17 protein-coding genes are annotated in these 17,729 nt (G+C 68.9%); 8 read left to right on the top strand and 9 right to left on the bottom strand.

The window, feature by feature from the left end; translation table 11 throughout:
- Nucleotide 1 precedes the first annotated feature (1 nt).
- Together AVME950_RS20405 and AVME950_RS20410 are read left to right on the top strand one after the other, a co-directional pair.
- A complete protein-coding gene (locus AVME950_RS20405) occupies nucleotides 2-853 on the top strand; it encodes a MinD/ParA family protein (RefSeq protein WP_272569360.1) in 852 nt (283 codons plus the stop codon).
- Between the two features lie 43 nt (nucleotides 854-896).
- Complete coding sequence (locus tag AVME950_RS20410; protein ID WP_284431198.1) at nucleotides 897-1,679, top strand: sulfurtransferase; 783 nt, start codon at nucleotides 897-899, stop codon at nucleotides 1,677-1,679.
- Nucleotides 1,680-1,734: 55 nt separating this feature from the next.
- Here AVME950_RS20410 and AVME950_RS20415 read toward each other — a convergent pair whose 3' ends face one another.
- The 4 genes from AVME950_RS20415 to AVME950_RS20430 all read right to left on the bottom strand — a co-directional run bounded on the left by AVME950_RS20415 (nucleotide 1,735) and on the right by AVME950_RS20430 (nucleotide 4,416).
- Nucleotides 1,735-2,619: a pirin family protein gene (locus AVME950_RS20415; protein ID WP_284431199.1), complete on the bottom strand. Its 885-nt coding sequence runs from the start codon at nucleotides 2,617-2,619 to the stop codon at nucleotides 1,735-1,737.
- Nucleotides 2,616-3,023 (bottom strand): OsmC family protein, encoded by a 408-nt coding sequence (locus AVME950_RS20420; protein WP_284399922.1) that lies wholly within the window; start codon nucleotides 3,021-3,023, stop codon nucleotides 2,616-2,618. Before AVME950_RS20420 ends, AVME950_RS20415 begins: the two co-directional genes overlap by 4 nt.
- A 52-nt stretch (nucleotides 3,024-3,075) precedes the next feature.
- Complete coding sequence (locus AVME950_RS20425; protein WP_272569353.1) at nucleotides 3,076-3,630, bottom strand: flavodoxin family protein; 555 nt, start codon at nucleotides 3,628-3,630, stop codon at nucleotides 3,076-3,078.
- Between the two features lie 84 nt (nucleotides 3,631-3,714).
- Nucleotides 3,715-4,416 carry a pirin family protein gene (locus AVME950_RS20430; protein WP_284431200.1) on the bottom strand — a complete coding sequence of 234 codons (702 nt, stop codon included), beginning with the start codon at nucleotides 4,414-4,416 and terminating at the stop codon, nucleotides 3,715-3,717.
- A 110-nt stretch (nucleotides 4,417-4,526) separates the two neighbouring features.
- On the opposite strand from AVME950_RS20430, the gene AVME950_RS20435 reads away from it, so the two are divergent.
- The 5 genes from AVME950_RS20435 to AVME950_RS20455 all read left to right on the top strand — a co-directional run bounded on the left by AVME950_RS20435 (nucleotide 4,527) and on the right by AVME950_RS20455 (nucleotide 9,517).
- A complete protein-coding gene (locus tag AVME950_RS20435) occupies nucleotides 4,527-5,465 on the top strand; it encodes a LysR family transcriptional regulator (protein ID WP_272569350.1) in 939 nt (312 codons plus the stop codon).
- Nucleotides 5,466-5,553: 88 nt separating this feature from the next.
- Complete coding sequence (locus tag AVME950_RS20440) at nucleotides 5,554-6,699, top strand: NAD(P)/FAD-dependent oxidoreductase (protein WP_284431201.1); 1,146 nt, start codon at nucleotides 5,554-5,556, stop codon at nucleotides 6,697-6,699.
- On the top strand, nucleotides 6,696-7,679 hold the full coding sequence (gene gluQRS, locus AVME950_RS20445; protein WP_284431202.1) for a tRNA glutamyl-Q(34) synthetase GluQRS: 984 nt from the start codon (nucleotides 6,696-6,698) through the stop codon (nucleotides 7,677-7,679). The genes AVME950_RS20440 and gluQRS overlap by 4 nt, the downstream gene beginning before the upstream one ends.
- Nucleotides 7,649-8,443: a tRNA (guanosine(46)-N7)-methyltransferase TrmB gene (trmB, locus tag AVME950_RS20450; RefSeq protein WP_284431203.1), complete on the top strand. Its 795-nt coding sequence runs from the start codon at nucleotides 7,649-7,651 to the stop codon at nucleotides 8,441-8,443. The genes gluQRS and trmB overlap by 31 nt, the downstream gene beginning before the upstream one ends.
- Before the next feature lie 27 nt (nucleotides 8,444-8,470).
- Nucleotides 8,471-9,517, top strand: a complete 1,047-nt coding sequence (locus AVME950_RS20455) for a GGDEF domain-containing protein (RefSeq protein WP_284431204.1) — start codon at nucleotides 8,471-8,473, stop codon at nucleotides 9,515-9,517.
- 73 nt (nucleotides 9,518-9,590) lie between these two features.
- On the opposite strand, the gene alaS is transcribed toward AVME950_RS20455, so the two are convergent.
- The 4 genes from alaS to AVME950_RS20475 form a co-directional block, all read right to left on the bottom strand.
- A complete protein-coding gene (alaS, locus tag AVME950_RS20460; RefSeq protein WP_284431205.1) occupies nucleotides 9,591-12,218 on the bottom strand; it encodes an alanine--tRNA ligase in 2,628 nt (875 codons plus the stop codon).
- Nucleotides 12,219-12,432: 214 nt separating this feature from the next.
- Nucleotides 12,433-13,557: an ROK family protein gene (locus tag AVME950_RS20465; RefSeq protein ID WP_284431206.1), complete on the bottom strand. Its 1,125-nt coding sequence runs from the start codon at nucleotides 13,555-13,557 to the stop codon at nucleotides 12,433-12,435.
- A gap of 216 nt (nucleotides 13,558-13,773) precedes the next feature.
- Nucleotides 13,774-14,964, bottom strand: a complete 1,191-nt coding sequence (locus AVME950_RS20470) for a YeeE/YedE family protein (protein WP_284431207.1) — start codon at nucleotides 14,962-14,964, stop codon at nucleotides 13,774-13,776.
- Nucleotides 14,965-15,048: 84 nt separating this feature from the next.
- Nucleotides 15,049-16,020, bottom strand: a complete 972-nt coding sequence (locus AVME950_RS20475) for a sulfurtransferase (RefSeq protein ID WP_284425646.1) — start codon at nucleotides 16,018-16,020, stop codon at nucleotides 15,049-15,051.
- Nucleotides 16,021-16,214: 194 nt separating this feature from the next.
- Here AVME950_RS20475 and AVME950_RS20480 point away from each other — a divergent pair, with 194 nt between their 5' ends.
- Nucleotides 16,215-16,601, top strand: a complete 387-nt coding sequence (locus AVME950_RS20480; RefSeq protein WP_349817243.1) for a c-type cytochrome — start codon at nucleotides 16,215-16,217, stop codon at nucleotides 16,599-16,601.
- A gap of 27 nt (nucleotides 16,602-16,628) precedes the next feature.
- Here the strand turns inward: AVME950_RS20480 and AVME950_RS20485 are convergent, their stop codons facing one another.
- A complete protein-coding gene (locus AVME950_RS20485) occupies nucleotides 16,629-17,561 on the bottom strand; it encodes a CysB family HTH-type transcriptional regulator (RefSeq protein WP_284414432.1) in 933 nt (310 codons plus the stop codon).
- Nucleotides 17,562-17,729 lie beyond the last annotated feature (168 nt).

Genomic DNA, 17,729 nt, shown 5'->3' on the forward strand with positions numbered 1-17,729 from the left:
GATGACCGACGCGCTGTCCCCGCAACCCACCACACCCGCCGGCCCCAACATGCCTGCGCGCACCGCTAGCCCGCCGCCTGGCGCCCGCATCATCGCCATCACGAGCGGCAAGGGCGGCGTGGGCAAGACTTTCGTTTCCGCCAACCTGGCGGCCGCCCTCACCCGCCGCGGCCACCGCGTGCTCGTGCTCGATGCCGACCTGGGCCTGGCCAACCTTGACGTGGTGCTGAACCTGCACCCCAAGGTGACGCTGCACGACGTGTTCACCGGCAAGGCCGACCTGGACGATGCCGTGATCGACGCGCCCGGCGGCTTTTCGGTCGTGCTGGCCGGCTCCGGCATGGTCGAGTACTCGCGCCTCACCCCCGAAGTGCGCAGCGAATTTTTGAACGTGATCCAGACCCTGGCACCGCGCTTCGACGTGATCCTGCTGGACACCGGCGCCGGCATCTCCGACGTGGTGCTGTTCTCGGTGTCGCTCGCGTCCGAGGTGCTGATCGTCGCCACGCCCGAGCCCACGTCCCTCACCGACGCCTACGCCGCGATCAAGGTGCTGGCCACGCAGCAAAAGCGCCAGCACGTGCGCATGGTGGTCAACCAGGCCGCGCGCCCCGGCGACGGGCGCGCCATCACAAGCCAGTTGCAGCAGGTGCTGGACCGCTTCGTGAGCACCGAATCGGGCCGCTCCATGCGCTTGCTGCACATGGGCGACATCCCGGCCGACACGTCGGTGCGCGATGCCGTCATGCGGCGCCAGCTGCTGCTGATGCAGATGCCCGGCTGCCCCGCGGCGCTGGCCATTGCCCAGCTGGCCAACAAGATCGACACCGCGCTGCTCACCCCCGCCAGTTAGCCGAACGCCGGGGCCACGCCGTTGGCCGTCCGGCCCGCCTGCCATGCCCGAGTCCACCGTGAACGACGTTCTCAATATCTCCTGCTACCTGTTCGTGCCCCTGCCGGACGCGGCCGAACTGCGCGACGTGCTGCACGCGCGGGCCGAGGCGGCCCACCTCAAGGGCACCATCCTGCTGGCCGAGGAAGGCATCAACCTGTTCCTGGCCGGGCCGGCGACGGCGGTGCGCGGCTTCATAGCCGCCCTGAAGGCGGACGAACGCTTCGAACCCCTGGCCCCCAAGGAAAGCTGGTCGGCCAAGCAGCCGTTTCGCAAGATGCTGGTGAAGGTCAAGCGCGAGATCATCCGCATGGACCACCCCACCATCCGCCCGTCGAACGGCCGGGCGCCCGCGGTGGACGCACCCACCCTGCGCCGATGGCTGGCGCAGGGGCACGACGACGCGGGCCGGCCGGTGGTGACGCTGGACACGCGCAATGCCTTCGAGGTGGACCAGGGCACGTTCGACAACGCCATCGACTGGCGCATCGACAAGTTCACCGAGTTTCCGCCGGCGCTGCGCGAGCACAAGGCCGAGTTCGCGGGCAAGACGGTGGTGAGCTTCTGCACGGGCGGCATCCGCTGCGAAAAGGCCGCCATCCTGATGCGCGAGGAAGGCATCGAGAACGTCTACCAGCTCGAAGGCGGCATCCTCAAGTACTTCGAGGAAACCGACGGGGCGCACTACCACGGCGGCTGCTTCGTGTTCGACGAGCGCCGGGTGTTGGCGAACGACCTGTCGACGCAGCCGGAATCAGCCGCAGAGTCGAACGCTATCAAAATGTGAGCTACCGGGGCATGATTTTCTAGGGCATCGGGCTGTTTTGGCCCGATTTTTCAGTTCAAGGCTTGAAGCGCCGCTCCGGCAGCGGAATCCATTCGGTCTCGCCGGGCACGTGGCCCATGCGCTGGGCGTCCCAGTCGTCGGCAGCCTGCACGATGCGGTCCTTGCGGCTCGACACGAAATTCCACCAGATGTGGCGCGGGGCATCCAGTGCGTCGCCGCCGATCACCATCAGCCGCACCGCCCGGTCTGGCGCGCGCAGCGCGGCGCCGGCGCCCGTCTCCAGCACGGCCAGCGTGTGGGCGGCGAACGGCTCGCCGTCGAGCAGCAGGTCGCCGTCCACCGCATAGATCGCCATTTCCTGCGCCAGGGGCGGCAGGGTGAGCGCACCGCCGGCGGCCAATTGCACGTCGAGGTACAGCGTGGGCGACAGCGTCGCCACGGGCGAGGCGTGGCCGAACGCCCGGCCGATCAGCACGCGCACCGTGGCGCCCTCGTGCGACAGCTCGGGAATGTCGGCGGCCGGCGTGTGCACGAAGCTGGGTGCGTCGTCCTCGCTGGCCATTGGCAGCGCCGCCCACAGCTGGATGCCATGGTTCACGTAGCTGCGGTCGCGCAGCGCATCGGGCCGCCGCTCGGAATGCACGATGCCGCGCCCCGCGGTCATCCAGTTGATGGCACCGGGTTCGATCTGCTGCAGCGAGCCCAGGCTGTCCCGGTGCACGATGGCACCGTCGAACAGGTAGGTGACGGTGGCCAGGCCGATGTGCGGGTGGGGCCGCACGTCGTATTCGGACACCGGCTCCACGGTCACCGGCCCGAAATGGTCGAAGAAGACGAAGGGCCCGACGGAGCGGCGCTGCAGCGATGGCAGCAGCCGGCGCACGGTGAATCCGCCGCCCAGGTCCTTGTCGTGCCCCTTCAGGATGGCCGGCCCGCTCATGGCATGCGCTCCACGGCGGTGGTGATCTCGGTGGTGACGCTGGTCATCAGCTTGTGCACCGGGCACTTGGCGGCCACGGCCTCCAGCTCCGCGATCTGGGCGTCGGTGAGATCGCCGCTCACCTGCAGGCGGGCGGCCAGGCGGTAGGTGCCGCTGCGCTCGGCCGAGGCGTCGCGGTCGATCACCGTGTGCACATCGTCCACCGCCATGCCCTTGCGGCGCGCGTACCACAGCACGGTGAGCGCCTTGCACGCGCCGAGCGCGGCGTCGTACAGGTCGTGCGGATTGGGGCCGGTGTCATCGCCGTCCTCGGCCACGGTGCCGTCCACGACAAGGCGATGCCCGCGAACCGTCAGGGTCTGCGCCAGCGGTGCGCCGGCAATGCGCCGCAATTCGAGGGTCATGGGAAGGCTCCGGTGAGGGGAGGGATCGAGAGGGGATGGGCCGGCCAATCTATCAGCCGTGCAGGCGGCGCGCAATCTCCGCCACGCGTGCGCCGTACGAGCGGCCCGTGTCCAGGTCGCCCTGGAGCATCTCCTGCACGCTGGCGTCGGAGGGCGACTGGGCCAGCACGCCGACCGAGCCGCCCAGGTTGTTCAGGTCGTTGCGGGTGGCGGCCTTGGAGTTGCTGGGCAGCAGGCCCAGGCTCACCCAGATGCCGCCGTGCTGCGACGCCAGGGTGTGCAGGTAGGCCAGCGTGCCCTGCTTGTCGCCGTTCAGGCTGGCGCTGTTGGTGAAGCCGCCGAACACCTTGTCCTGCCAGCTGCGGCCGAACCAGGCCTTGGAGGAGGCATCGGCGAATTTCTTGAACTGCCAGCTCGGGCCGCCCATGTACGTGGGCGTGCCGAACAGGATGCCATCGGCCGCCTGCAGGGTGTCCCAGCCGCCTTCGGGCAGGTTGCCATCGGCATCGATGGCGACGAGCTGCGCGTTCGCGCCTTCGGCCACGGCCTGGGCCAGGCGCTGCGTGTGGCCATAGCCGGAATGAAAGACCACTGCGATTTTTGCCATGATGAAGAACTCCTCGAACGGGTGGTTGGATAAAGAAAAAAGAGAGGGGACAGGGAGAAAAAGAAAACGAAAGTCGGCCGATTCTCAGGCCGCCAGGTCGAACACCAGCACTTCCGCCTGCGTGCCCTGCCCGAACGCCAGCAGGGGCTCTTGCTCGGCAAAGGCCGCGTCGCCGGCCGCCAGGTCAAGCCCGTTGACCTGCAGCGCCCCGCGCACCAGTTGCACGTAGCCCTTGCGGCCGGGTGGCAGCGCCAGCGTGGCGGCCTCCGACCCATCGAACAGGCCGGCGTACAGCCGGGCATCCGCGTGGACGGTGAGCGAGCCACACGCGCCATCGGGCGAGGCCAGCAGCCGGAGCACGCCGCGCTTGTCCGCATCGGCGAAGGTCTTTTGCTCGTATTCCGGGGCGATGCCGCGGGCATCGGGCTCCAGCCAGATCTGCAGGAAATGGGTGGAGCGCCCGGGGGCATGGTTGAACTCGCTGTGCGTCACGCCGGTGCCGGCGCTCATGCGCTGCACGTCGCCCTGGGGAATGCCCCGCACGTTGCCCAGGCTGTCCTTGTGCGCCAGTTCGCCGCACAACACGTAGCTCAGGATTTCCATGTCGCGGTGGCCGTGGGTGCCGAAGCCGGTGCCTGGCGCGATGCGGTCTTCGTTGACGACGCGCAGGCTGCCATAGCCCATGTAGCGGGGGTCGTAGTAGCCGGCGAACGAAAAGCTGTGGTACGACTGCAGCCAGCCATGGTCGGCATGGCCCCGGTCTTGGGATTTTCGGACGGTCAGCATGGGCAGCAGGTGTTCATTCGGTGCAGCGACTTTAGGAGCAGGGTGCGGCTTGCAAGCCCAAGCGGATTGAAGGCATCATTCAAAATCTTTGAAGCCCAGCCGCACCCAACATGCAAAACGCCCGCGATGCTCTGACCCCCGACAGCCTGGCGATGCTGCAGGTCATTGCCGACACCGGCAGCTTCGCCGCGGCGGCGCGTCGGCTGGGACTGGTGCCCAGCGCCCTCACCTACCGCGTGCGCCAGATCGAGGACGCCCTCGACGTGCTGCTGTTCGACCGCAGCGCGCGGCAGGCGCGCCCGACGGAGGCCGGTACCGAACTGCTGCGCGAAGGCGCTCGGCTGCTCGAAGAAGTGGACGCGGTGGCGCACCGCGTTCGCCGCGTCGCTACGGGGTGGGAGCCGCAGCTGACCATCAGCGTGGACGGCATCATCTCGCCCACCACCCTGCTGGAGCTGACCGAGGCGTTCTACGCCATGGAGCCGCCCACGCGGCTCAAGCTGCGCACCGGCATCCTGTCGGGCACGCTGGAGATGCTGACCTCGGGCCGGGCCGACCTGGCCATCGGCGTGGCGGTCAACGCCTCCACCGTTTCCGGCCTGCAGCAGGAGACGATGGGAGAGGTGGAGTTTCTCTACGCCATCGCGCCCCACCACCCACTGGCCGCTGCGCAGGAGCCCATCACCGACACCGTGCTGCGCATGCACCGCGCCGTGGCCGTGGCCGATTCCGCGCAGCGCGGCAGCGTGACCATGGGCCTGCTCGGGGGGCAGGATGTCTTCACCGTGGACAGCATGCAGGCCAAGCTGCAGGCGCAGCTGCGCGGGCTGGGCGGCGGGTTCATCCCAGAGCCCATGGCCCGGCCCTATCTGGAGGCGGGGCGCCTCGTGACACGCCGGGTGGCCCGCGCACGGCGCAACGTGCAGCTGCACTACGCCTGGGGCGGACCGGGCCACAGCGCGCCGGGCCGGGCGCTGCAGTGGTGGCTGTCCCAACTGCAAAGCCCCGCCACGCGCAAGGCACTGCTCGAAAACCATCATCATTTCTAGCGCACGAAGCCGCGCGGCCAAGGGCGGCGCGTGTAGAGTGGGCCTTGTTTCACTGCTCCTGAACTTCGCTTCCGAAAGGCTCGGCCCCATGCCCCCAGCACCTGCCCAACGATCCAAGCAACGGCTGCGACGCAGCCCCTCCACGGAGACCCCATCCCCCCAGACGCCGCCCTCGGCGCAGGCCCGCCGCTTCGCCGTCATCGGTGCCGGCATGGCGGGCATCGTGTGCGCCCGCACGCTGGTCCAGGCAGGCCATGAGGTCACGGTGTTCGAGAAGGCCCCCCATGCCGGTGGACGCACCACCACGCTGGATACGGCCTTCGGCAGCTTCGATGCCGGCGCGCAGTATTTCACCGTGCGCGACTCGCGCTTCGAACGGGCCCTGGAAACCGTGCCCGGCCTGTGCCGGCCCTGGAGCGCCAACACCGTGCGCGTGCTCGACGCGGCTGGCCGCGTGGCCGCCGCGGCACCCCCGCCCGGTGAGCCGCACTGGGTTGCCAGCCCTGGCATGCAATCGCTGGTGGATGCGTGGTCGCGGCCGCTGTCGCAGGCGGGCCGCCTGCTCACCGGCTGCCGCGTGACCCGCATCGAACGCGACTCCATGGACGGCAAGCGCTGGCAACTGCGCACCGAGTCGCCCGATGGCGCGGCGCAGGTGCACGCGGGGTTCGACGCGGTGCTGCTCGCGCAACCCTCGGTGCCGGCGCTGGCGCTGCTGCAGGCCTCCGGCACCGCGTCGGGCACGACCGTTGCGCCGTCGCTGCACGCACCGCTGGCCCAGGTCACCATCGCCCCCTGCTGGACGCTCATGCTGGCGTTTCCCCAGGCGGTGCGGCCGGGCCTGACCACGCTGGGACCGCAGTGGAACGCGGCGCGCAGCACCCACCACCGCATCGCCTGGCTGGCGCGCGAGTCCTCCAAGCCCGGGCGCGGCCCGGTGGAGCGCTGGACCGTGCAGGCCAGCCCCGCGTGGTCGCGGGAGCACCTGGAGGACGGCGAAGCCCGGGTGCAGGCCAAGCTCACCAAAGCGTTCTCCGAAGTGACCGGCATCCGCGCCGAACCCGCGCACGCCGAGGTCTGCCGCTGGCGCTATGCGCAAACGCTCGCGCCGCTGGGCCGCTCGCACCTGTGGGATGCCAAGGCCGGCATCGGCCTGTGCGGCGACTGGTGCCTGGGCCATCGCCTGGAAGATGCGTTCGTTTCTGGACTGGAACTCGCCCTCGCGGTGGCATGACGCTGGGCGCCCTCTCCCGCTACATCGGCCGTTTCGCGCCGTCGCCCACGGGCCCGCTGCATGCGGGCTCGCTGGTGGCGGCGCTGGCCAGTTGGCTGGACGCGCGCTCGGCGCACGGGGGGCGCGGCGGGCAATGGCTGGTGCGCATCGAAGACGTCGACACCCCGCGCTGCGCGCCCGGGGCCGACGCCATCATCCTGTCCCAGCTGGCCGATTGCGGCCTGCTGCCGGATGGTCCGGTGATGCGGCAATCGGAGCGTGGCCTGCCATACCAGCAAGCGCTGGACCGCCTGCTTGCCCAGGGACAGGCTTACCCCTGCGCCTGCTCGCGCAGCGACATCGAGCAGGCCCAGGCCCGGCTCGGCCATGTGCGCCAACCCCATGTGGAACTGCCCTACCCCGGCACCTGCCGCGGCGGGCTGCAGGGTCGGCCGGCACGGTCCTGGCGGTTCCGCGCATCGGAAATTCAGAAAAAATTACCGCCCCGTTCAGGGCCGTGCGAGCGCGATGCGAGGCCTTCGGTCGCGCGGGACGGCGTGGTATGGGAAGACCGCCGGCTGGGCGTGCAATCGCAGGACGTGGCGGGCACGGTCGGCGACTTCGTGCTGCGCCGCGCCGATGGACTGTGGGCCTACCAGCTCGCCGTGGTGGTGGACGATGCCGACCAGGGCATCACGCACGTCGTACGCGGGGAAGACCTCGCCGACAACACGCCGCGCCAGATCCTGCTGCAGCACGCCCTCGGCCTGACCACGCCGCGCTACCTGCACACGCCGCTGGTGTATGCGCCCGACGGTGCCAAGCTCTCCAAGCAGCACGGCGCGCCGCCGGTGGACACGCGCGAACCCGTCAAGGCGCTGGCCGCCGCCGCGCACCAGTTGGGCCTGCCGCCGCTGGTGCGGCCAAACGACACCCCGGTCGGCCATGCGCTGGCGCTCTGGGCGCGGGCATGGTCCGGAATCTACAATCGCTCACCGTGACAGAAACGCAATTGCCCCTGGCCGATGCCGGCCCGACGAATCCCCCCGAGCAGCGCCCTGCGCGCGCGGGCGGCGGTGCCCCCGCCGACGTCCCCTATCCCAAGACCATCAAGAGCTATGTGCGCCGCGCAGGCCGCACCACCACCGGCCAGGCCAAGGCCTTCGAAGAGCTGGGCCCCCGCTTCGTGCTGGACTACGCACCCCAACCCATCGACGCACCCGCCGTGTTCGGCCGCAGCGCCCCGCTGGTGCTGGAAATCGGGTTCGGCATGGGCGAGGCCACCGCGCACATTGCCGGCGTGCGCCCGCAGGACAACTTCCTGTGCTGCGAGGTGCACGAGCCCGGCGTGGGCGCGCTGCTCAAACGCATTGGCGAGCAGGGCCTGGCCAACATCCGCATCCTGCAGCACGACGCGGTCGAGGTGATCGACCACATGGTGCCGCCCGGCACGCTGGATGGGATCCACATCTTCTTTCCCGATCCGTGGCACAAGAAAAAGCACAACAAGCGCCGCCTGATCCAGCCGCCGCTGGTGGCCAAGCTGGCGGCCCGGCTCAAGCCGGGCGGCTACCTGCATTGCGCGACGGACTGGCAGCCGTACGCCGAACAGATGCTGGAGGTGCTGTCGGCCGAGCCCCAATTGGCCAATACCGCTGACGGCTACGCGCCGCAGCCCGACTACCGCCCCCTCACCAAGTTCGAAAACCGTGGCCTGCGCCTGGGGCACGGTGTATGGGACGTGGTGTTCGTGCGCCGAAGTTGACCGCATGACTGCAGAATCGACGCATCCATGAAGCCCATTCTCGACAACCTGGTCGAAATGACCGGCCACCGCGACCATCTTCGGCTGGAGGTGTCGGTGCTCTCCACGCTCCAGAAGCTGCCCGCGATCAAGGCGGTGCGTGCGCTCGAAATCTTCAAGGACGATGGCATTCCATACGTGCGGCCGCGCACCTGGTGCGACCAGGGCCAGATGGTGTCGACCAACTCCGAAGCGGCGGCCGATTCCCGCCGCGAGCCCCTCACCCAATACGCCGCGCTGCACGAGTGCATCTTGCAGAAGGAGCGGCGCGCGCTGCATTCGCTGCGCAAGGGCGAGCACACGCTGTGGATGCCGGTGTGGATGCACGACGAGGTGCACGCCTGCATCGAGGTGACGCAGTCGCGGCCGTTCTCGGTGCACAAGCTGGACGTGATCCAGAGCGTCTTCTACGTCTACCAGAACTACCAGAGCCTGCTGGACTACAGCGAGCGCGATGCGCTCACGGGGCTGTTCAACCGCAAGACCTTCGACGAGCAGTTCGCGCGCCGCGCGGGCGTGTCCGGCAGCGTGCGAATCGCGGCCGACGAGATGCTCGCGGACGGAGACGGTGCCGACACCAGCGAGCCGCTGCAGCAGTGGCTGGCGGTGGTGGACATCGACCACTTCAAGCAGGTCAACGACCGCTTCGGCCACCTGTATGGCGACGAAGTGCTGATCCTGATCGCCAACATCCTGCGCTCATCCTTCCGCAGCCACGACCGCATCTTCCGTTTCGGGGGCGAGGAGTTCGTGGTGCTGCTGCGCTCGACCACGCTGTCGACCGCGCACAAGGTGTTCAACCGCTTCCGCCTGGCGGTGCAGGAGTACAACTTTCCGCAGGTGGGCCGGGTCACGGTCAGCCTGGGCTTCGTGTGCACCGACCGCGGTGCGCCGGTCGAAATCCTGGGCCAGGCCGACCAGGCCCTCTACTTCGCCAAGGAAAACGGCCGCAACCGGGTGTGCTACTACGACGAGCTGATCGACCAGGGCCACCTGCACACCAAGGTGTCCAACGACGACGTCGAACTGTTCTGACCGGCCGGCCCTGCGGCTGGCCAAACAACAAAGGCCCGCGATGCGGGCCTTTGTTTTTGCGGCGCCCTGAAAATCAGAGGCGTTCGCCCACCCAGCCTTGCACGGATGCCAGCGCCGCGGGCACCGCGGACGCATCGGTGCCACCGGCCATGGCCATGTCAGGCTTGCCGCCGCCCTTGCCGCCGACCTGCTGGGCCACGAAGTTGACCAGCTCGCCGGCCTTGACCTTGCCCACGCTGTCGGCGGTCACGCCGGCCGCCAGCTGAACCTTGTCGCCATCGACGGCCGCCAGCACGATCACGGCGGACTTGAGTTTGTCCTTGAGCTTGTCCATGGTATCGCGCAGGGTCTTGGCATCCGCGCCGGGCAGTTGGGCCGCCAGCAGCTTCACGCCCTTGATGTCCACCGCCTGGGCGAGCATCTCGTCGCCCTGCGCCGAAGCGAGCTTGCCCTTGAGTGCGGCCACTTCACGCTCCAGCCCCTTCACCTGGTCCAGCGTCTGGCCGATGCGGCCGTTCAGCTCGGCCACCGGTGCCTTCAGCACGCTGGCCGCACGGGTCACGGTGTCTTCGAGTTGCTGCAGATAGGCCAGCGCGTTGCTGCCGGTGACGGCCTCGATCCGCCGCACGCCGGCTGCCACGCCGCCTTCGGCCACGACCTTGAACAGCCCGATGTCGCCGGTACGCGCCACGTGCGTGCCGCCACACAGTTCGCGGCTGGTGCCGATGTCCAGCACCCGCACGCTTTCGCCGTACTTCTCGCCGAACAGCATCATGGCGCCGGTCTTCTGGGCCGACTCGATGTCCATCACGCGGGCGCCGGTGGGGGTGTTGGCCAGGATTTCCTCGTTCACGCGGCGCTCGATCTCGCGGATCTGCGCATCGGTCACCGGGGCATTGTGGGCAAAGTCGAAGCGCGTGCGCTCGGCGTTCACCAGCGAGCCCTTTTGCTGCACATGGCTGCCCAGCACTTCGCGCAGGGCCTTGTGCATCAGGTGGGTGACGGAGTGGTTGCGCATGGTGGCGGCGCGCAGCGCCGTGTCCACCTCGGCCGTCACGGTGTCGCCCACGTTCAGGGTGCCCGCTTCCAGGCTACCGTGGTGACCGAACACGTCGGCCTTGATCTTGAGCGTGTCGGCCACCGCGAAGCGGGCCGAGCCGCTGGCGATGACGCCCTGATCGCCCACCTGGCCACCGCTTTCGGCGTAGAACGGCGTGGTGTCGAGCACCACGACGCCCTCCTGCCCCGAGCGCAGCGCGGCCACACCGACGCCGTCCACATAGATGGCAGTGATCTTGGCGGTCTTCTCGGCCAGTTGCTCGTAGCCGGTAAAGCGGTTGACGTCGCCGGTGTACTCCAGCGCCTTGTCCATCTTGAACTTGCCGGCCGCGCGGGCCTGGGCCTTTTGCTTGTTCATGGCTTCGGCGAAACCGGCCTCGTCCACGGTCACGCCGCGCTCGCGGCACACGTCGGCCGACAGGTCGAGCGGAAAGCCGTACGTGTCGTGCAGCTTGAAGGCCACATCGCCGGGCAGCACCTTCGCGCCGCCGGCCAGGGCGGCGTCCAGGATTTCCATGCCGTTGGCCAGCGTCTCGAAGAAGCGCTCCTCTTCGGTCTTGAGCACGTCGGTGATGCGCTGCTCCTGCTCGCGCAGCTTGGGGTAGGCGTCGCCCATCTGCTGGGCCAGGTCCTTGACGAGCTTGTGGAAGAAAGGCGTCTTCTGGCCCAGCTTGTAGCCATGGCGGATGGCGCGGCGCACGATGCGGCGTTCGACGTAGCCACGGCCTTCGTTGCTCGGCAGCACACCGTCCACGATGAGGAACGAGGTCGCGCGGATGTGGTCGGCGATCACCTTCAGCGACGGGTTGGACAGATCGGCCGTGTGGGTCTCGCGGCCCGCGGCCTTGATGAGCGCATCGAACAGATCGATCTGGTAGTTGCTGTGCACATGCTGCAGGATGGCGGCCAGGCGCTCCAGGCCCATGCCCGTGTCCACGCATGGTGCGGGCAGCGGCTTGACGGAGCCGTCCTCGGCCATGTCGAACTGCATGAACACGTTGTTCCAGATCTCGATGAAGCGGTCACCGTCCTCGTCAGGGCTGCCGGGCGGGCCGCCGGGGATCTCGGGGCCGTGGTCGTAGAAGATTTCGCTGCAGGGGCCGCAGGGGCCCGTGTCGGCCATCATCCAGAAATTGTCGGACTTGTAGCGGCCGCCCTTGTTGTCGCCGATGCGGATCACGCGCTCGGGCGGCAGGCCGATTTCCTTCGTCCAGATGTCGTAGGCCTCGTCGTCCTCTTCGTAGACGGTGGCCAGCAGGCGTTCGGCCGGCAGCTGATAGACCTCGGTGAGCAGTTCCCAGGCCCACTTCAGCGATTCGCGCTTGAAGTAGTCGCCAAAGCTCCAGTTGCCCAGCATTTCGAAGAACGTGTGGTGGCGGGCCGTGTAGCCCACGTTCTCCAGGTCGTTGTGCTTGCCACCCGCACGCAGGCAGGCCTGGACGGAGGTGGCGCGCTGGTAAGGACGCTTGTCGGTGCCCAGGAACACGTCCTTGAACTGCACCATGCCCGAGTTCGTGAACATCAGCGTCGGGTCGTTGCCCGGCACGAGGGGGCTCGACGGAACGATGGTGTGGCCCTTCGACGCGAAGAAGTCGAGGAAAGTCTTGCGGATGTCTGCGACGCTGGAAGTGGGCTGGCTCATCTTGGAATCTGGTGGGGTGCCGAGGTGCCTCAACGCATGTGAGGCCCATGAAGTCCCGGCGAGGGCTGGGGACGTCGATTATAGGTTTCGGGGCATGCCGGAGGGCGGTCCACCCTATTGGGCAGCGCGGCGCCCGCCCAAGGCGCCAGAGATCGGCCCTGCCCTGCCCTGCGGGTCTTCCGCGCCCTGCCCCGCCCGGCGGCGGGCCTGCGGCTCAGCCGTCCGCGCGGTTCGTGTAGCTGGCGTTGCCCAGGCCCGTGCCCACGGTGAGCACGGCCCAGTGTTTCACGTCGGTGGTGAAAGGCAGCTCCGACAGGCCCTGCACCACCGCATCGTTGTGCAGGCAGACCTGCGTGCGGCCCTGGCCGATGTAGGGCAGGCGCTCGCACAGGTCGCGCGGCAGGTGAAAACGGATGCTCTCCCAGTTGCCCGGAAGGTTCTGCGTGCCGCCCGCCAGCGACCCGTCTTCGCAGACCAGCCCCGGGCAGGCCACGCCGACGTAGGGCGCGAGGCGGATGTTTTCCTTCTCGGCATGAGCCACCAGGTCTTCCAGCATCTCCGCGATGCCTTCGACCAGTTCGTCGCGCTTGGGGGCGTCGTCGGCATGGCCCCACTTCTCGCGGATCAGCACCTCGGCCTTGGACATGTCGGGCGCGCTGTGCAGGTGGGTCTGCACGATGCCGCAGCGCACGTTGGTGCCGCCGATGTCCACAGCCAGAATGGCGTCGTAGCTCTGCAGCAGCGCCGGCGGCGCCAGGTGCACCCAGCCGATCAGGCCACCCTCGTCCGCGTGGTGGTGCAGGGTGCGCAGTTCGACGGAGGTCTTTTCCTTCTTGAGGATTTCGGCGGCCCGGGCGATGGCCCTTTCGCCCACTTCGCTCTGGTGAAAGCCCCCACCGATGATCACGCGCTTCACGCCGCGCCACGTCTTGTGCCTGAGAAAGCACTGCACCACGTGGGACAGCTGCAGCGCGTAGTCCTCCGAGGCAGCCTCGATGGCGCGGGCGGCGGTGCCGTCCTTTTCGAGCAACTCGTCCAGGCGCTGCTTGCTGATCTCGCGCGTGGGCTTGCTGCCCAGTGGGTCCTTGCCGGCCATGTCGGTATAGAGCTTGCGCCAGGCATCGAGCATTTCGCGGAACGCGGTGCGGCTGGCGTTGTCGCCCACAAAGCCGTCGCCGTCGCGCAGCTCCAGGCTATAGCCGTCGATGGTGACCGAGGCCAGGCGCAGGTCGCCGTGCGGTCCCAGCACGCACAGATCACGCTGCGCCTTGATGTCCTTCTCGCTCACGGCCGGACCGGCGGGTTTGTCTTTTTCTTTCTCTTTGTCTTTGGATGCCATGCGTTCCCTGAATCGGATGCGGGCCCGCGGCGCGGGCGACCCGCCGATGGTGGCTCGACCGGGCCCCGGCCCTCCGTCAGCCAAGACGCCCTTTGTCGTCGGACAGTGCCGCGATGCACACCTGGCCCCACAAGTCACAAAAACGTGATTTGCTACAAATTTAGTAGCAATACAGTTATGAAATCCGCCGGCATCGAGGCCAAAACACTTCGAGCATCAGCGGGCGGCCCGGCCCGCCCGCCAGGCCCGCGCCCTCACCCCGCCCCAGACCGCCACGAACACCGCGGCCCCGAACACCCAGCCCGACAGCGCGCCGGCCATGCCCCCCGACAGCAGGGTACCGACGGTGCATCCCAGCCCGGTCATCGCGCCCCAGCCCAGCAGCACGCCGCCACCCAGGCCCCGCACGGCGTCGCGCCCGTTGGGCCAGCGGGGCGCGAACTGGCCGCTGGCCAGCGCCGCGATGAAAGCGCCCGCGACCAGCCCGCCGATCAGCACCGCGTTGGGCGTGAGCCAGGTCGCCTGCAGGGCCGTGGCGCATCCTGCCAGGCTGTCCAGGCCGTCGAGCCGGTCGGGGATCCACCCCTGCCCCTGCGCCAGCGAGCGGGCCGCGCTGCCGAGCGTCGCCGTGACACCCAGCGGCCGCATGCGCACGATCACGAAGGCACCGATGATCCCCACCGCCAATCCGCCCGCCCAGTACGGCCAGCGGCCCGCCCACAATCGCCGCCATGCCTCGCGCAGGCCTGGCACGCCCGGGGGCGCGGTGGCGGCCCCGGGCGCCTCGCGGGCGAATCCGCGCCACAGCCAGGCGGCGATGGCCGCCAGCACGCCCAGCTGCAGCGCCAGCGCGCCGCCGTAGCCCAGGTGCGCCGGCAGCCACACGACCGGTGCGTCGGCCACGCTGGCGCTGTACAGCGGGTTCCAGGTGCGAAACCCCAGGATGAACCCGCCGGCCGATCCGATCAGGGCGAAAGGCGCGACAGGCGAGCCTTCCGCCAGCCGGTACCAGTGCGCGCTGATGCACGAGCCCGACACCACCATGCCGGCGCCGAATGCCAGGCCCGCGGCCACCAGGGCCAGGCTCACCGGGCCGATGTGCATGTCCGCCGGCAATTGCCCGGCCGTGGGCACCGGCACCCAGCTGCCCAGAACGACGGTGTAGCCCACCGTGCCCACGGCCAGCGCCAGGACCAGGGCCAGCAGGCCGCGCGGGTTGCCGTCGGCGAACCAGTCGCGGGCATGGCAATAAAAGCAAAAGCGCGACCGCTGCAGCACCACGCCCAGCACGGCGCCCACCGCCAATGAGAAAGCCAGCGCGCGCCCGCCCGGCTGGCCCTGCAGCGCCAAGGCGGCAACCCCCACCGCGGCCAGCAGTCCCCATGAAAACAGTCCCGCAACGCGCATGGCCAAAACCTCCGGACAAAAAAAAGCCCGCACGCGGCGGGCTTGAAAAGAGACCCCCTACTGACAAACTGTTTTGGCCCGGCGCTACTTGGCGGCCCAGAGGGTGCCGGACGGGTTGGTGATGGGCACGCCCACGGCGTTGCCGTATTCGGTCCACGAACCGTCGTAGTTGCGCACCTCGTAGCCCAGGATCTTGCTCAGCGCGAACCAGGTGTGGCTGGAGCGCTCGCCGATGCGGCAGTACGTGATGATCGGCTTGCTGCCGTCGATGCCCGCGGCGGCGTAAAGCTTCTTCAGTTCTTCGGCCGATTTGAACGTGCCGTCTTCGCGCACCGCCTGGCCCCACGGCACATTGGCCGCGCCGGGAATGTGGCCCGCGCGGACCGACAGCTCGGGCACGCCGGCCGGGGCGAAGACCTTGCCGGTGTATTCGTCCGCCGAGCGAATGTCCACCAGCCGGGCATCGCTGCGCCCTTCGGCCACCGCCAGCGCGTCGGACAGCCGGGCCCGCAGCTGGGTGTTGACGCTGGCGACGCGGTAGGTGGTGGCCACGGGTTCGGGCACCCGGTTGTTCAGCGGCCGGTTCTCGGCCTCCCATTTCTTGCGGCCGCCGTCCAGCAGCTTCACGTCCTTGACGCCGTAGATGTCGAACACCCAGGCGCCCCAGGCAGCGAACCAGTTGCTGGTGTCGCCGTAGAGCACCACCGTGGTGTCCGGTGCCACGCCGGCTTTGGACAGCAGCGCCTCGAATGCCTCCTTGCCCACGATGTCGCGGCGCACCTTGTCGTTCAGGTCGGAATGCCAGGAGAAGTTGACCGCGCCGGGCACGTGGCTGCGCTCGTACAGGCCGGGGTTCACGCTGACCTCGATCACGCGGACCTTGGCGTTGTCCAGGTTCTGCGCCAGCCAGTCGGTGGTGACCAGCGGACCCTGCGGCACCGGCGTGGCCGCGAAGGCGGTGCCGCACAGCGCGATGGCCGCGCCCAATGCCAGGGCATACAGGCCGTCGCGCCATGTCGGGAGGTGGCGTTGAAATCGCAGTGCTGCAGTCGTCATCCCTCGTCCTTTCGCTGGAGTGCCCACTGCGCCGTGCGGTGGGCTTGAAGCGAATCTATCGGGGCCGACGCGCTGGCCCAAGCGACAAGAACGCGTTTGGATATGCGCAAAACGGCAGGCCGGACAGCTAAGGAAGTGCGTGGGCGCGCACCGCTATGCTCGACGGCATGACCCACGCCCTTTTCCGCACCGCCATGGCCCCACGCACCCTGCCCCGTTCCGCAGGCCCGGCCACCGGGCCGCGGCGGGGCTGGCACGGGGCCGTGACGGTGCTGGCGGGCCTGTGGCTGGCGAGCGTTGCCGTCACCGGCGAGGCCGCCGAGGATCGGCACCTGGCTCAGGAGCATGGCTGCATGGCCTGCCACGGCATGGTCCGCAAGCAGGTGGGGCCGGGGTTCGCCCAGATCGCCGAGCGCTACCGCAACGACCCGGAGGCGCCGGCCCGGCTGGCCGGCAAGATCCGCAACGGCAGCGTCGGCACCTGGGGCCGCGTGATCATGCCGCGCCAGGCCCGCATCACCGAGCCCGAGGCGCGGGCCCTCGCGCTGTGGGTGTTGTCGCAGCCTGCCCCGCCGCCTTGAGCGCTGGCTGGCCCTCTTTCGCCCGGCTCAGGGCGCGGGCGCCTTCATGGCGGCTTCCACCGCCTCGCGCGTGAGGGTGGGCACGAAGCTCTCGATGAAGCGGTAGGCATAGCCGCGCATCCAGCTGCCGCGCCGCAGGCCCAGGCGGGTCAGGTTGACCTCGAAGAGGTGGCGCGCGTCCAGCATGCGCAGGTGGCGGTCGCGGTCGGGGTCCACTGCGATGGAGGCGACGATCCCCACGCCCATGCCCAGTTCCACGTAGGTCTTGATCACATCGGCATCCATGGCGGTCAGCACCACGTCAGGCGTCAGGCCCTCGCGCGAGAAGGCCTCGTCGATGTGCGCGCGGCCGGTGTAGCCCAACTCGTAGGTGATGATCGGAAAGCGCGCCAGCTGCTGCAGCGTGACGGGCTCGGCCTGGTCCAGCAACGCATGCCCCGGCGGCACCACGATGCTGTGCGACCACCGGTAGCACGGCAGCGTGACCAGGCTGTCGTAACCGGCCAGCGCCTCGGTGGCCACGCCGATGTCGGCCTCGCCGGACAGCAGCATTTCGGCCACCTGGCGGGGCGAGCCCTGGTGCAGGTGCAGCGACACGTGGGGGTACAGCGCCCGGAAGTCGCGCACCACCTGGGGCAAGGCGTAGCGCGCCTGGGAATGCGTGGCCGCCACGGACAGGCGCCCTTCCTGCGCGGCGCTGAAGTCCAGGCCGGCGCGCTTGAGGTTCTCGGCCTCCAGAAGCAGCCGCTCGACGATGGGCAGCAGCGTGGCGCCGGGGGGCGTGAGCCCGGTGAGGCGCTTGCCCGCGCGGGCGAAGATTTCAAGGCCCAGCTCTTCCTCCAGCTCGCGGATCTGGCGGCTCACGCCGGGTTGCGAGGTGTAGAGCATGGCGGCCACCTCGGTCAGGTTGAAGCCGCAGCGCACGGCCTCCCGCACGGAGCGCAGTTGCTGAAAGTTCATGCGCCGCCCCTTGCGGGCCAGGCGTCAGCCGATCGTGGAAGGCCTGGGGAAATGTCGGTTGCCACGGAGAGCGGTCGGATCACGGAAAACACCTTTCAGGGAAGCTGCCGCGATCTTAGGAGTCGGCCCTTCAAACCAGAAAGAATATATTTCCATGACTTAGGATCA

It is taken from the genome of Acidovorax sp. SUPP950 (assembly GCF_030158935.1).
Classification (GTDB): Bacteria; Pseudomonadota; Gammaproteobacteria; order Burkholderiales; family Burkholderiaceae_C; genus Paracidovorax.

Excerpts from the sequence above, each read along its gene's own strand:
- AVME950_RS20405 (WP_272569360.1), top strand. The coding sequence starts at position 2 with ATGACCGACGCGCTGTCCCCGCAACCCACCACACCCGCCGGCCCCAAC.
- AVME950_RS20410 (WP_284431198.1), top strand. The coding sequence starts at position 897 with ATGCCCGAGTCCACCGTGAACGACGTTCTCAATATCTCCTGCTACCTG.
- AVME950_RS20415 (WP_284431199.1), bottom strand. The coding sequence starts at position 2,619 with ATGAGCGGGCCGGCCATCCTGAAGGGGCACGACAAGGACCTGGGCGGC.
- AVME950_RS20420 (WP_284399922.1), bottom strand. The coding sequence starts at position 3,023 with ATGACCCTCGAATTGCGGCGCATTGCCGGCGCACCGCTGGCGCAGACC.
- AVME950_RS20425 (WP_272569353.1), bottom strand. The coding sequence starts at position 3,630 with ATGGCAAAAATCGCAGTGGTCTTTCATTCCGGCTATGGCCACACGCAG.
- AVME950_RS20430 (WP_284431200.1), bottom strand. The coding sequence starts at position 4,416 with ATGCTGACCGTCCGAAAATCCCAAGACCGGGGCCATGCCGACCATGGC.
- AVME950_RS20435 (WP_272569350.1), top strand. The coding sequence starts at position 4,527 with ATGCAAAACGCCCGCGATGCTCTGACCCCCGACAGCCTGGCGATGCTG.
- AVME950_RS20440 (WP_284431201.1), top strand. The coding sequence starts at position 5,554 with ATGCCCCCAGCACCTGCCCAACGATCCAAGCAACGGCTGCGACGCAGC.
- gluQRS (WP_284431202.1), top strand. The coding sequence starts at position 6,696 with ATGACGCTGGGCGCCCTCTCCCGCTACATCGGCCGTTTCGCGCCGTCG.
- trmB (WP_284431203.1), top strand. The coding sequence starts at position 7,649 with ATGGTCCGGAATCTACAATCGCTCACCGTGACAGAAACGCAATTGCCC.
- AVME950_RS20455 (WP_284431204.1), top strand. The coding sequence starts at position 8,471 with ATGAAGCCCATTCTCGACAACCTGGTCGAAATGACCGGCCACCGCGAC.
- alaS (WP_284431205.1), bottom strand. The coding sequence starts at position 12,218 with ATGAGCCAGCCCACTTCCAGCGTCGCAGACATCCGCAAGACTTTCCTC.
- AVME950_RS20465 (WP_284431206.1), bottom strand. The coding sequence starts at position 13,557 with ATGGCATCCAAAGACAAAGAGAAAGAAAAAGACAAACCCGCCGGTCCG.
- AVME950_RS20470 (WP_284431207.1), bottom strand. The coding sequence starts at position 14,964 with ATGCGCGTTGCGGGACTGTTTTCATGGGGACTGCTGGCCGCGGTGGGG.
- AVME950_RS20475 (WP_284425646.1), bottom strand. The coding sequence starts at position 16,020 with ATGACGACTGCAGCACTGCGATTTCAACGCCACCTCCCGACATGGCGC.
- AVME950_RS20480 (WP_349817243.1), top strand. The coding sequence starts at position 16,215 with ATGGCCCCACGCACCCTGCCCCGTTCCGCAGGCCCGGCCACCGGGCCG.
- AVME950_RS20485 (WP_284414432.1), bottom strand. The coding sequence starts at position 17,561 with ATGAACTTTCAGCAACTGCGCTCCGTGCGGGAGGCCGTGCGCTGCGGC.